Origin of the sequence: Rhodanobacter sp. T12-5, from assembly GCF_008329435.1 — a bacterium.
GTDB lineage: Bacteria > Pseudomonadota > Gammaproteobacteria > Xanthomonadales > Rhodanobacteraceae > Rhodanobacter.
In genome coordinates, this window is sequence record NZ_NPKN01000008.1 from 1 (window position 1) to 12,463 (window position 12,463).

Annotated in this window: 10 protein-coding genes and 1 pseudogene; 5 read left to right on the top strand and 6 right to left on the bottom strand. The window is 65.7% G+C overall.

Translation table 11 applies throughout. The annotated features are described in order from the left end of the window. The 3 genes from CIW53_RS14755 to CIW53_RS14765 form a co-directional block, all read left to right on the top strand. On the top strand, positions 1 to 352 hold a 352-nt coding region (locus CIW53_RS14755), incomplete at its 5' end, for an AGE family epimerase/isomerase (RefSeq protein WP_172969688.1). 79 nt (positions 353 to 431) lie between these two features. Continuing rightward, positions 432 to 2,804 (top strand): GH92 family glycosyl hydrolase, encoded by a 2,373-nt coding sequence (locus CIW53_RS14760; RefSeq protein WP_149365487.1) that lies wholly within the window; start codon positions 432 to 434, stop codon positions 2,802 to 2,804. A 21-nt stretch (positions 2,805 to 2,825) separates the two neighbouring features. Next, positions 2,826 to 4,796: a M1 family metallopeptidase gene (locus CIW53_RS14765; protein ID WP_149365488.1), complete on the top strand. Its 1,971-nt coding sequence runs from the start codon at positions 2,826 to 2,828 to the stop codon at positions 4,794 to 4,796. A 131-nt stretch (positions 4,797 to 4,927) separates the two neighbouring features. Here CIW53_RS14765 and CIW53_RS14770 read toward each other — a convergent pair. Continuing rightward, positions 4,928 to 5,020 (bottom strand): annotated as a pseudogene (locus CIW53_RS14770) (transposase); the annotation flags it as partial. 88 nt (positions 5,021 to 5,108) lie between these two features. On the opposite strand from CIW53_RS14770, the gene CIW53_RS14775 reads away from it, so the two are divergent. Continuing rightward, positions 5,109 to 5,585 (top strand): hemerythrin domain-containing protein, encoded by a 477-nt coding sequence (locus CIW53_RS14775; protein ID WP_242451927.1) that lies wholly within the window; start codon positions 5,109 to 5,111, stop codon positions 5,583 to 5,585. 210 nt (positions 5,586 to 5,795) lie between these two features. Here the strand turns inward: CIW53_RS14775 and CIW53_RS14780 are convergent, their stop codons facing one another. After that, on the bottom strand, positions 5,796 to 6,308 hold the full coding sequence (locus tag CIW53_RS14780; RefSeq protein ID WP_149365489.1) for a lipocalin-like domain-containing protein: 513 nt from the start codon (positions 6,306 to 6,308) through the stop codon (positions 5,796 to 5,798). Between the two features lie 322 nt (positions 6,309 to 6,630). On the opposite strand from CIW53_RS14780, the gene CIW53_RS14785 reads away from it, so the two are divergent. Continuing rightward, positions 6,631 to 7,488, top strand: a complete 858-nt coding sequence (locus CIW53_RS14785) for a LysR family transcriptional regulator (protein ID WP_149365490.1) — start codon at positions 6,631 to 6,633, stop codon at positions 7,486 to 7,488. A 197-nt stretch (positions 7,489 to 7,685) separates the two neighbouring features. Here the strand turns inward: CIW53_RS14785 and ssb are convergent, their stop codons facing one another. From ssb to kdpC, 4 genes are all read right to left on the bottom strand, one after another. Then, on the bottom strand, positions 7,686 to 8,195 hold the full coding sequence (gene ssb, locus CIW53_RS14790) for a single-stranded DNA-binding protein (RefSeq protein WP_149365491.1): 510 nt from the start codon (positions 8,193 to 8,195) through the stop codon (positions 7,686 to 7,688). A gap of 170 nt (positions 8,196 to 8,365) precedes the next feature. After that, positions 8,366 to 9,058 (bottom strand): response regulator transcription factor, encoded by a 693-nt coding sequence (locus CIW53_RS14795; RefSeq protein WP_149365492.1) that lies wholly within the window; start codon positions 9,056 to 9,058, stop codon positions 8,366 to 8,368. Continuing rightward, positions 9,055 to 11,736, bottom strand: a complete 2,682-nt coding sequence (locus CIW53_RS14800) for a sensor histidine kinase KdpD (protein WP_149365493.1) — start codon at positions 11,734 to 11,736, stop codon at positions 9,055 to 9,057. Before CIW53_RS14800 ends, CIW53_RS14795 begins: the two co-directional genes overlap by 4 nt. A gap of 156 nt (positions 11,737 to 11,892) precedes the next feature. Further along, positions 11,893 to 12,462, bottom strand: a complete 570-nt coding sequence (gene kdpC, locus CIW53_RS14805) for a potassium-transporting ATPase subunit KdpC (RefSeq protein ID WP_149365494.1) — start codon at positions 12,460 to 12,462, stop codon at positions 11,893 to 11,895. Position 12,463: the final 1 nt, after the last annotated feature.

The window sequence follows — 12,463 nt, forward strand, 5'->3', positions numbered from 1 at the left end:
CGCGCTGGCACGCGCGTGGGACAACGAATACGGCGGCATCGGCTACGGCTTCGCGCCAGACGGCAGCATCTGCGACGACGACAAATACTTCTGGGTGCAGGCCGAATCGCTGGCCGCCGCCGCGCTGTTGCACGCGCGCACCGGGCTGGCCGTGTATGACGATTGGTACGGGAAGCTGTGGGCGTATGCGTGGGAACATTTCGTCGATCACCGCCACGGCGCCTGGTACCGCATCCTCACCCGCGACAACCGCAAGTACAGCGACGAGAAAAGCCCGGCCGGCAAGTGCGACTACCACACCATGGGTGCCTGCCACGAGCTGCTGCGCCTGCAAAAAGCCACCACGTTGTAGGAGCCCGCTGGCGGGCGATGCTTTTGGGTTGGCATCACGAAAAGCATCGCCCGCAAGCGGGCTCCTACCGGAGAATCACATGCGCCAACCTATTCGCCTCGCCACGCTGATCGCCGGCATGTTTTTCAGCGTTGCAGCGATCGCGCAATCGCCTGCTTCATCGGTCAACCCGCTGATCGGCAGCAGCAACGGCGGCAACACCTTTCCCGGCGCGATGCTGCCGTTCGGCATGCTGGCGTGGAGCCCGGAAACCACCCGCGGCAAACACAACCGCACCGCCGCGCCGGGCGGCTATCTGCACAGCGCCACGCGTATCCGCGGTTTCAGCCTGACCCACCTGTCCGGCACCGGTTGCGCCGGGGCCAGCGGCGACGTGCCGTTCATGCCGGTCACCGCCGCGGTCACTACTTCGCCCTCCGCCGATGACGACGACAGCCGCTACGCCAGCGACTTCAGCCACGCCGACGAGCACGCCGAAGCGGGCTACTACCAGGTGAAGCTGGCCAACGGCACCGACGTGCAATTGAGCGCAGCGATGCACAGCGGCATGGCCGGCTTCGCCTTCCCCGCCGGCAAGCCGGCCAACCTGCTGATCCGAACCTCCGATTCCGAAGTGGGCAGCAGCGCCGCCGACGTGCATGTCGATCGCGTCCATCACACCGTCACCGGCTCGGTCACCAGCGGAAACTTCTGCGGCTACCTGGCCAAGGCCGACCAGCGCAGCTACTACACGCTGTATTTCGTCGCCCGGTTCGATCAGCCATTCACCCGCAGCGGCAGTTGGCACGATGCCGACGTGCAGCCGGGCGGCAGCACGGCCGACGGCGGCACCAGTTATGCCGACAAGGGTTTCCCGCCGCTGGGCAAGGGTTCCGGCGCCTGGGTCGGTTTTGCCGATGGCAAGACCGTGCACGTGCGCGTGGGCATCTCCTACGTCAGCCTCGCCAACGCGCGGGCGAACCTCAAGGCCGAGATCCCCGCCGGCACCACGCTGGCGCAAGTCCGCCAGCGCGCGCACGACCGCTGGGACAAGGCGCTAGGCGGCATCGCCATCGACGGCGGCAGCGCCGACCAGCGCAGCACGTTCTACACCGCGCTGTATCACGTGCTGATGCATCCGAACGTGTACAGCGACGTCGATGGCGAGTACCGCGGCTTCGATCAGCAAACCCATCGCCTCGCGCCCGGCCAGCACGCGCAATACGCGAACTTCTCCGGCTGGGACATCTACCGTTCGCACCTGCAACTGGTCACCTGGCTGCAGCCGCAGACCGGCAGCGACATCGCGCAATCGCTGTACCACCAGGCGCAGCAGAACCGCGGCGAGTGGGATCGCTGGACGCACAACTCCGGCGGCACCCACGTGATGAGCGGCGACCCGGCGGCGCCGGCGCTGGCCGACATCGTCGCGTTCGGCGGCCACGGCTTCGACCTGCGCGGCGCCTACGATTCGCTGCGCACGGCGGCCACCGCGGTCACCGCCAACGACCTCAGCGACGACGGCTGCAACGTCGAATGCGTGGGCCAGCGGCCTTCGCTCGACCAGTGGCTGAAGCTGCACTACATCGCCAGCAAGTCGCACGCCTGGGGCGGTGCCGGCGAGACGCTGGAGGATGCCAGCGCCGACTTCGCGCTGTCCGAACTCGCGCGCCGCGTCGGCGACCATGCCGGCCAGCAGCGCTTCCTCGCCCGCGCCGGCTACTGGCGCAACCTGTTCAATCCGAACGCCACGCCGCACGGCGGCTACATCCAGAACCGCAACGCCGACGGCAGCTGGCCGGCGTTCACGCCGGATACCGACGACGGTTTCGTCGAGGCCAGCGCGGCCGTCTACCTGTGGATGGTGCCGTTCGACGTGCACGGCCTGTTCGACACGCTGGGCGGGCGCGCCAAGGCCACCGCGCGGCTGGACGCGTTCTTCCACGACAAGGACGGCCACTGGGCGCTGACCAAGGCCGGCCCGCTGCACGCCGAACTGGACAACGAACCGTCGGTGGCCACGCCGTGGCTGTACGACTACGCCGGCCAGCCGTGGAAGACCCAGAAGGCGGTGCGCATCGTGGTCGATACGATCTGGAAGAACGCGCCGGACGGCATCCCCGGCAACGACGACCTCGGCGAGATGTCGTCCTGGTACGTGTGGGCCGCGCTCGGCATGTACCCGGAAATCCCCGGCCGCGCCGAGCTGCTGCTGGGCAGCCCGCTGTTCCCGCATGCCGTGGTGCACGGCAGCGGCGGCGACGTGGTGATCGACGCCCCCGGCGCATCCGCCGCGATGCCTTATGTCACTGCGCTGCGAGTCGACGGCAAGCCATACGATCGCCCGTGGCTGTCGCCGTCGCTGGTCGAACATGGCGGTCGCCTGCAGTTCGAGTTGGGCAACGCACCGAATACGCAGTGGGGCAGCGCCGTCGACAACGCACCGCCCTCGTTCCCGCCACCGCACGCCTGATCCCATCCCCGGAACCCACACATGAGAAACCTCGCCCTGTCCGGCCTGGCCTGCCTGTCGTTGCTGGCCACGGCCAGTGTGTTCGCCGCCAGCGAGCCGGCCTCGCGTTTCGACCCGCAACAGACCTTTGCGCCGTTCGTCTACCCGCAGCCGGCGAACGCCTACCGCTCGGCCAGCGGCAAACCCGGCCCGCTGTTCTGGCAGAACCGTGCGGACTACAGGATCACCGCCACGCTCGACCCGGCCAGCCGCAAGCTCAGCGGCAGCGAAGTGATCACCTACACCAACCACAGCCCCGACGTACTCGACGTGTTGTGGCTGCAGGTGGAGCAAAACCGTTACCTGAAAGACGCGCGCGGCGCATTCACCAGCAAGTTCCCCACGGAATTCACCAGCGGCGAAAGCATCGACGCGATCCAGGTCGAGGACGCCGCCGGCGAACTGCAGGATGCGCGCTGGGTGATCTCCGACACGCGCATGCAGGTCATTCTGCCCACCTCGCTGAAGGCCAACGGCGGCCAACTGCGCCTGCATATCCGCTGGCACTACACCGTGCCCGGCGAGTTCGGCGGCCGCACCGACGTGAACGCCAGCAAGAACGGCGAGATCTTCGAGATGGCGCAGTGGTACCCGCGCATGGCCGTCTATGACGACCTGCGCGGCTGGGACACCGCACCGTATCTCAACAGCGAGTTCTATCTCGAATACGGCGATTTCGATTACGCGGTCACCGTGCCGTGGGACATGATCGTCACCGGTTCCGGCGAGCTGCTGAACCCGCAGGACGTGCTGACCAAGACCGAGCAGCAGCGACTGGAACAGGCACGGCACAGCGACAAGACCGTGATGATCCGCACCGCAGCGGAGGTCACCCAGCCATCCAGCCGTCCAAAACACAGCGGCACGCTGACCTGGCACTTCCGCATGCACAACACCCGCGACGTCGCTTTCGGCGCGTCGAAGGCCTACGTGTGGGACGCCGCGCGCATGAACCTGCCCGACGGCAAGACCGCGCTGGCGATGTCGCTGTATCCGGTCGAGAGCGCCGGTGATGCCGCCTGGGGCCGCGCCACCGAATACCTGAAGGCTTCCACCGAATACTTCTCGAAGCAGTGGTTCGCCTATCCCTGGCCGGTGGCGATCAACGAGGCCGGCACCGCCGGCGGCATGGAATACCCCGGTATCACTTTCGACTCAAAACACGCCAAGGGCGGCGACCTGCAGGGATTGATCGCGCACGAGATCGGCCACAGCTGGTTCCCGATGATCGTGGGCAGCAACGAACGCCGCGACGCCTGGATGGACGAGGGCTTCAACACCTTCATCGACGTCTACGAATCCGACGCCTTCAACCACGGCGAATACGCACCCAAGCGCGACAGCGAATACGCACCCGGCCACGGCAACCCCGCCGACGAAATGGCCAAGGTGATGCAGGACAAGGACGCCCCGCCGCTGCTGATCGGCGCCGACATGGTGCCGGAGAAGTACCGCCACCCGATCAGCTACTTCAAGGGCGCGTTCGGGCTGGTGCTGCTGCGCGAGCAGATCATCGGCCCCGAGCGCTTCGACCCCGCGTTCCGCAAATACATCGCCACCTGGGCCTACAAGCATCCCAGCCCGTCCGACTTCTTCCGCTTCATGGAAAGCGAAACCGGCGAGGATCTTGGCTGGTTCTGGCGCGGCTGGTACCAGCACGACTGGACCCTCGACCTGGCCGTGCAGCAAGCCGTCTACCCCCACGGCGACTACCGCAAAGGCCTCGACGTCACCGTCGCCAACCTCGACCAGTTGGTCCTGCCCGCCACCCTCGAAGTGACCTACGACGACGGCGGCAAGCAGGACGTGCGCCTACCTTGGGAAACCTGGCAGCAGCACCGCAGCTACGTCGTGCACGTGGACGGCGCGCGCGAGGTGAAGTCCGTCAGCATCGATCCGGCGCATGCATTGCCGGACATCGATCGCAGCAACAACTCGGTGCGGGTGAAGTAAGTCGCTGTGAATGACCGTGACAAGCTCGTCATTCCGGCGAAGCAAAAAGGTTCATCGCACCTTCCCGCTGAACGGCAATAAGCCGAAGAAGGCCCCGCGGTGCGGGCCTTCGTTGTCGGGTCGGCGAGCGCCCGGGTCACATCGGCCACGTTGGCCGCAGTCGTCACCATGCCGTGCACCAGGCCGGTGGCCTGGTCGACGCCGATGTGCGCTTTCGTGCCGAAGGCACGAGTCGATAACCCCCGAAACACTCATGTACAGGATCTTCATCGGATGACCCACATAGTTGAGGGCCCTCGATTCGGAGTTTCCATGATGGATGCGATATCCCTTCTCAAAGATGACCACGACGCCGTGGAAGCCTTGCTTACCGAACTGGCGGAGAGCACCTCGCGCGCGGTCAAAAAACGCGCCGAACTCCTGGAAAAGATTCGCGTGGAGCTGAAGGCCCATGCCATGATCGAAGAGGAGATTTTCTACCCTGCGTTCAAGGCAAAGGGTGACAGGGCAGATGACGACAAGATGTACTTCGAGGCTCTGGAAGAACATCGCGCTGCCGGCGATCTGGTACTCCCTGATCTGCTGAACACGCCGGTGGATAGTGAAAAATTCTCTGGGCGTGCCAAGGTACTCAAGGAACTGGTCAAACATCACGCCGATGAGGAAGAAAAGGAGATGTTCCCGCGTTCGAAGAAGCTGCTGAGCAAGGACGAACTGGCAGCCCTGGGCACCAGGATGGCGGCACGCAAGACCGAATTGGTGAAACAACTCAAATCCGGCGTGGCATGACGCAATCTTGCAACAGATCCAAAAAAGAAAAGAAGCCAGCCAAGTAGCTGGCTCCCCTTGTAATCGCAGCGTTTATGCGAGCGGCGGAATTTGGAACGGCTCTTGGCTGGAGCATGTGCCATCACCGTACATCGAACGATTCTGAAACGCGGATATCCGTATCAGCGATGTCCACGGGGGAGCTCGAAGACGGATGTCTACACGCCTCAATCAATGCGAAACCCTCTTCCACCCCGTCAACGGGATATCGCCATTCGGTCGCGGCGGCACCTTGTAGCTCAGCATGTCACCGCTCAGTTCATAACTGCGCACCTGGGTGGCTCCCTCCCAATTCGGATACGTCGCTCCCTCGATATGGAAGGTGAGCGTGCCCTTCGCGGGGTCGATATCGACGGTGCCGAAATGAGCGCTGGCTCCCAGTGCGGCAGCCCGGAATTCGTTCGGCGTCCCTGCGTGCTTGTCGTTGGCGGCGAACCTGGGACGAGAGCTGTCCAGGACAAACAGCGAATAGTGCCCGGCATGATCAATTTGCAGCGTGCCCTTGGGGGCATCGCCGTAGTCATGCGTGCGCGTCCCATCCGGATGTTCGACGTCGGCAAAGGCAAGCGTCCAGGTGCCTTCGATGGCAGCTACTGTTTTCATGTTATCCGGCTCCGAGGCGGTGACTGCGTGGATCGGGAGAAGGGTCAGGAGGGCGAATAGAAACGTCTTTGCTGATTTCATGACTGGGTACCTGCAGGTTGTGCCGAATCGGCTGTGTCGTTGACTGATGCATTCGTTCTTTCGATGTTCTGCCGTGCCTTCCCTGCGGACGGATCGGCCCAACGCAGCGTGCGGCGCGAATCGACGAGATGGCCGTGCAGCCTCAGCAGACCGCGCCAGAGCGAGCGCATGCGCAAGTACCTGTTCAGATGATGGCTGGAAGACGAACCACGAAAGATTTGCCGCTTCGATCGACGATGTGCGGCGCAGTGTGTGCGCTATCATCCATTTAGAAAACGTATAAATACGTATTTCAGCCATTTGAAAATGACATGTATCAGCCATGAAATCGCTCGATCTGGATGCCGTCAAAGCCTTTGTCCTGACCGCCGAGCTGCAGAGCTTCACCCGCGCCGCAGACGCGCTGGACAGCACGCAATCGGCGATCAGCCTGAAATTGCGCCGACTGGAAGACCAGTTGGGCCGACGGCTGCTGGAGCGGACGCCGCGCCAGGTGCGGCTGTCCGCCGAGGGGGCCGCTTTCATGGAGGCGGCGCGCGAGCTGGTCGGGGCGCATGAGCGCGCCATCGCCTCGTTTGAGGTGAAGCAGCGCCGACTGGTTATCGGCATCAGCCACCAATTGGTGGGCAGCGAGTTGCCCGGCTTGTTGCGTCGGATGAACGAGCACGATCCGAATCTGCTGATCGAGCTGCGCGTAGCCGGCTCGAACGAAGTGCTCAAGGCCTACGACGATGGCGTGCTGGATGCTGCCCTGGTATTGCAGCCGGAAGATCGTCGCCGCACCGGTGAAGTGCTGTTCGCCGAATCGTTCGCCTGGATCGCTGCCGCACACTGGCAGCCGCGTGCAGGTCAGCCGTTGCCGCTGTCGACCCAGGGGGAAACATGCAGCATCCGTGCGGCAGCGGTCCGTGCGCTTGATCGCGCCGGCATCGCCTGGACGGAGGTGTTCATCGGCAGGGGCGCTGCCGTGGTGGGGGCCGCAGCGACGATTGGCTTGGCCGTCGCCGTGCTGCCGAAGCGTGCTGCACCGTCCGGCACCATCGATATTGGCCACGCGCTTTCATTGCCTGCGCTACCCACGCACGAGGTATTGCTGTATTCGGCGCTGCATGACCGTCGATCGCGCAATGCGCTGCATACGCTGGCGACGGCATTCAAGAATCTGTCCAAGACTGCCTGATCGAAAGACTGATCCATCAACGACAGGACACAGTGTGACTCTGCGTTTTGCAAAGATGCATGCCCACGGCGACGACTTCGTCAACGTCGACAGGCGAGGCAAGATCGGTCGACCAGATGCCACGAGTCCAAAACGGAGGGAGCCAGCTGAACAGCTGGCTCCCTGTGTCATTGCAACGTTCTACCTCGCGGTAGGCGTCAGAACGGAATCTCGTCATCCGCGAAACCGCTGTCGGCCGGTGCCGGCGATTGCCGCGACTGACCACCGTGATCGTCGTTGCCGCGCGACTGGTTGCCGTAGTTGCCGCCGCCCTGGCGCTGGCCGCCGCTGCTCTGCGGGCGCTCGCGCTGGCCGCCGCCACCGCCGCCTTCGTTGCTGCCCAGCATCTGCATTTCGCTGGCGATGATGTCGGTGAAGTACTTTTCCACGCCGTCCTTGCCGGTGAACTTGTCGGTGCGGATCGAGCCTTCGATGTAGACCTGACGACCTTTCTTCAGGTATTCGGCGGCGATTTCGCCGAGGCGGCCGAAGATCTTGATCCGGTGCCACTCGGTGCGTTCCTGCTTCTCGCCGGACTGCTTGTCGGTCCAGGATTCGGAGGTGGCCAGGCTGAAGCTGCAGATGCTGACGCCGCTGCCGGTGCTGCGCAGTTCCGGGTCCGAGCCCAGGTTGCCGACCAGGATGACTTTGTTGATGCCACGTGCCATGGGAGTGTCCTCATGTTGAGCCGGCCGCAAATTCTTCGATGGGTTGCGGCCGGAGTGATGAAACTGGCTGGCTATCATAACCGCGGGCGTGGCGGCGTCCAGACGGCGGAAACCTGAACGGGCGTCGGCTCCGGCCGCGCCGGGCTGTGCGCCGCCGGCCGCCGCGCCACTCAATCCGCCAGGAAGCGGTAACCCACGCCGGGCTCGGTCTTCAGCCAGCGTGGGTCGGCCGGGTCGTCGCCCAGCTTCTGCCGAAGTTTGCCCAGCACGATGCGCAGATATTGGCTGTCGCCGGTGTGGCTCGGCCCCCATATCTCGCGCAGCAACTGCTGCTGGGTGACCACCCGGCCGGCATGGCGAAAGAGCAGCTCCAGCACCGCGTATTCCTTGCGGGTCAACGCCAGCAGCGCGCCGTCCAGGCTCACCTCACGGCGGGCCAGGTCGATGCCCAGGCGGCCGTCGTCATAACGTGGCGACACGTCCGGCCCACCCGGCCGGTTGCGCAGCAGCGCGCGCAGGCGCGCCATCAGCTCCTGGATGCCGAATGGCTTGGTCATGTAGTCGTTGGCACCCTGGTCGAGCGCGCGCACTTTCTCGCGCTCGGCGTCGCGCACGGACAGCATCAGCACCGGCAGCTGGCTCCACTGGCGCAGCTCGGCCAGCACGGCATGGCCTTCCATGTCGGGCAGGCCGATATCGAGGATGACCAGGTCCGGTGACTGCGTGACCGCCAGCGCCAGCCCCTCGGCCGCGGTGGCCGCCAGCAACACCTCGTAGCCCTCGGCTCGCAGGCCGATATCGAGGAAACGGCGTATCTGCGCTTCGTCGTCGATCACCAGGATGCGTGGAGCGGCTGAGGTCATGAGTGGGTGCCGGACGGTGGCGGCAGCGGCAGGCTGATGCGGATGGTGGTGCCGATGCCGTCGCCGGGCAAGGCCTCCACGCTGCCGCCGTGCGCGCCGATCATGCCGCGGCAGATCGCCAGGCCCAGGCCGGTACCCTGCGGTGCACGGTCGCCGCGCGAGACCGAATAGAACATGTCGAAGATGCGCGCGCGCTGGTCTTCCGCAATGCCCGGGCCGCGATCGCTGACGTCGATCAGCAGATACTCGCCGTCGTTGCGCGTACTGATCCGCACCGGCTCGCCCGGCGGCGAGAAGCGCGCGGCATTTTCCAGGATGTTGAACAGCGCCTGCTCGATCAAGGCCGGATGCACGTAGAGCAGCACCGGCTCGCCCGGCATCGGCGTTTCCACGCGAAGGTCGGGAAACAGCTTGTGCAATCGCGTCACGGCTGCGGCGACGATCTCGGCGCTGTCGGTCCAGTCGCGGTTGAGCTTCAGCGTGCCGTGGCCAAGCCGGGTCATGTCGAGCAGATTCTGGATGTAGCGATCGAGGCGCTGGCCCTCGCCGAGAATCGCCTCCAGCAGTTCGCGCCGCTCACCCGGCGGCAGCTTGTCCTCGTAGCTGACCAGGGTGCCGGCCGCGCCGATCATCGAGGCCAGCGGCGAACGCAGGTCGTGCGAGACGGACGACAGCAGCGCGTTGCGCAGGCGTTCGGTCTCGCCCTGCACGCGGGCACCTTCCAGCTCGTCGGACAAGCGCGCGCGCTCCAGCGCCTGGCCGATGTCCTGCGTCATCGCCAGCGCCAGGCTGCGCTGGTCGGGATCGGGTTCGCCCAGGGCCGGATCGAAGCGCAGCGCCACGACACCCAGCGGTTGGGTCTCGCTGCCCAACGGCAGCATCCAGCATGGCGCGGCGTTCAACGTGTCCGTATAGCGGCCGGCCTGCTCGCCATGCCGATCGCTCCAGTCGGCCGCCGCCAGATCCTGCGTGGATGGCGCATGCTGCGGCGGCACGCTCGCCACCACCTGCAGCACCCGCTCGGCATCGCGGGCGAGGATCGCCGCCTCGCAGCGCAGCGCGTGGGCCAGTGCCTTGCTGCCGGCATCGCGGATGCCGCCGGCGTCGGTGCTGGCAGTCAGCTGCTGGCCCAGTACCAGCAGTGCGCGCGCCTGCACGTGTGCGCTGCGCAATGAGGCCACCTGGTTGGCCAGGCGCGTGGCAAGGCGGCTGCAGATCAATGCCGCGACCAGGAACAAGGTCACCGCGAGCAGGTCGTCGGCGCTGGAGATGGCCAGCGTGTAGCGCGGCGGCGCAAAGAAGAAGTTGTAACCGAGAAAACACAATACAGCCGTATAGACGGCTACCGACATGCGCGTGCGCACCGCCACCACCAGCACCGTGGTGAGGAAGATCAGCGACAGGTTGGCCACCGACAGGTAGCGATCGGCGATGAACGACAGGCCGAACGCGACCAGCGTGGCGAACGTGGCATAGATATATTCGTTGCGCGCGCCACGCGTGGATGGCAGGCGTCGGCGGCGACGTGCCTTTGCCCGCTCGCCCGGCGTGGCGATGATGGTCAGCTCCATGTGGGCGCCGCGGCGCAGCAGCAGCTGGGTCAGCGAACGCCCCAGCATGCGCGCCACCAGCCGCTCGCGGGTGCGGCCGAGGATGATCTGGCCGACGCCTTCGCGATCCGCGTGCGCCAGCAGTTCGTCGGCGATGGCGTGGCCACGCAGGATGATGGCCTCGCCGCCGAGCCGGCGCGCCAGCCGCATCGCCGCATCCAGTTGCTCGCGCCGCGCGGCGTCCAGCCGGATGCCGGTATCGACGTAGGCCACGCTCCACGGTGCGCCGCGGCGTTCGGCGATGCGCCGCGCCACCCGCACCAGGTATTCGCTCTGCGCGTGGCCGTCGATCGCCGCCAGCACGCGGCGGCGCACCGGCATCGCGCTGCCGCGCGCCAGCATGTGCTCGCGCAGGTCGCTGTCGACATGGCCTGCGATGGTGTCCAGCGCCAGCTCGCGCAAGGCCGCGAGGTTGGTCGGCGAGAAGAACGCATCGAGGGCGGCGGCAGCCGTCTCCGGCACATACACCTTGCCCTGCTTCAGGCGGCCGATCAGCTCGCGCGGCGGCAGGTCGACCAGCACGATGTCGCGCGCGCGATCGAGGAAGACGTCGGGCACGGTCTCGCGCACGGTCACGCCGGTGATGCGCCGCACCTGGTCATTGAGGCTTTCCAGATGCTGCACGTTGAGGGCGCTGTATACCTCGATGCCGGCGTCGAGCAGCTCGGCGACGTCCTGCCAGCGCCGCTCGTGGCGACCGTTCGGCAGGTTGCGATGAGCCAGCTCATCGACCAGCAAGACCGCCGGCCTGCGAGCCAGTGCGGCATCCAGATCGAATTCGCTGAGGTCGTGAGTACCGCCGTCGCGATCGTGATAGCGCACCGGCCGGCGCGGCAGCACCTCCATGCCTTCAAGCAAGGCTGCGGTTTCGGCGCGGCCGTGCGTCTCGACCAAACCAACCACCACGTCGACACCTTGCCGCTTCAGCTCGCGCGCAGCCGACAGCATCGCGTAGGTCTTGCCGACGCCGGGCGCGGCGCCGAGGAAGATCTTCAGCCGATGGCTGCGTTCGTCGCGCCCGGTGCTCAGCAGGGCATCGGCACGGGCTTCGCGGGATGGTTCAGTCATGCAAGCTGGCTGCGAGCAAGAGATGGTTGTGCACGTTAGCGCGTTGCCCTTGTCTGGGCGATGCCTTCCGTGGGAGCGGCTTCAGCCGCGATGCCGCTGGCCTTGATAGATCAGAAGCATCGCGGCTGGAGCCGCCCCCAAAAAAGCGATGGCGCCTCATCGAACATCCAGCGCCAGGTTGAGCTGCAGCACATTCACCCGTGGCTCGCCGAGCACACCGAACTGGCGGCCGCTGGTGTATTCATTCACCAGCGCCTGTACTTGCGTGGCACTGAGCCCGCGCGCCTTGGCCACCCGCGCCAGCTGGTACTGCGCCGCCGCCGGGCTGATCTGCGGATCGAGGCCACTGCCCGAGGCGGTGACCAGATCCACCGGCACCGGTGCATTGTTGCCTGGATCGGCCGCGCGCAGCGCCGCGATGCGCTGCTTCACTGCGCCGGTCAGCGCCGGGTTGGTCGGGCCAAGGTTGGAACCGGACGAAGCGCTGGCGTTGTATGCATTCGGCGAGGTCGCCGACGGCCGCCCCCAGAAGTACTTCGGGTCGGTGAACGACTGCCCGATCAGCACCGAGCCGACCGGCTTGCCGTCCTTCACGATCAGGCTGCCGTTGGCCTGCCGCGGGAAGATCAGCTGGGCCAGCCCGGTGGCGGCAAGCGGGTAAAGCACGCCGGTGATCACCGTCATCAGCACCAGCAGGATGAAGGATTGACGCAATAGTTTGCTCATG

Excerpts from the sequence above, each read along its gene's own strand:
- CIW53_RS14760 (WP_149365487.1), top strand. The coding sequence starts at position 432 with ATGCGCCAACCTATTCGCCTCGCCACGCTGATCGCCGGCATGTTTTTC.
- CIW53_RS14765 (WP_149365488.1), top strand. The coding sequence starts at position 2,826 with ATGAGAAACCTCGCCCTGTCCGGCCTGGCCTGCCTGTCGTTGCTGGCC.
- CIW53_RS14775 (WP_242451927.1), top strand. The coding sequence starts at position 5,109 with ATGATGGATGCGATATCCCTTCTCAAAGATGACCACGACGCCGTGGAA.
- CIW53_RS14780 (WP_149365489.1), bottom strand. The coding sequence starts at position 6,308 with ATGAAATCAGCAAAGACGTTTCTATTCGCCCTCCTGACCCTTCTCCCG.
- CIW53_RS14785 (WP_149365490.1), top strand. The coding sequence starts at position 6,631 with ATGAAATCGCTCGATCTGGATGCCGTCAAAGCCTTTGTCCTGACCGCC.
- ssb (WP_149365491.1), bottom strand. The coding sequence starts at position 8,195 with ATGGCACGTGGCATCAACAAAGTCATCCTGGTCGGCAACCTGGGCTCG.
- CIW53_RS14795 (WP_149365492.1), bottom strand. The coding sequence starts at position 9,058 with ATGACCTCAGCCGCTCCACGCATCCTGGTGATCGACGACGAAGCGCAG.
- CIW53_RS14800 (WP_149365493.1), bottom strand. The coding sequence starts at position 11,736 with ATGACTGAACCATCCCGCGAAGCCCGTGCCGATGCCCTGCTGAGCACC.
- kdpC (WP_149365494.1), bottom strand. The coding sequence starts at position 12,462 with ATGAGCAAACTATTGCGTCAATCCTTCATCCTGCTGGTGCTGATGACG.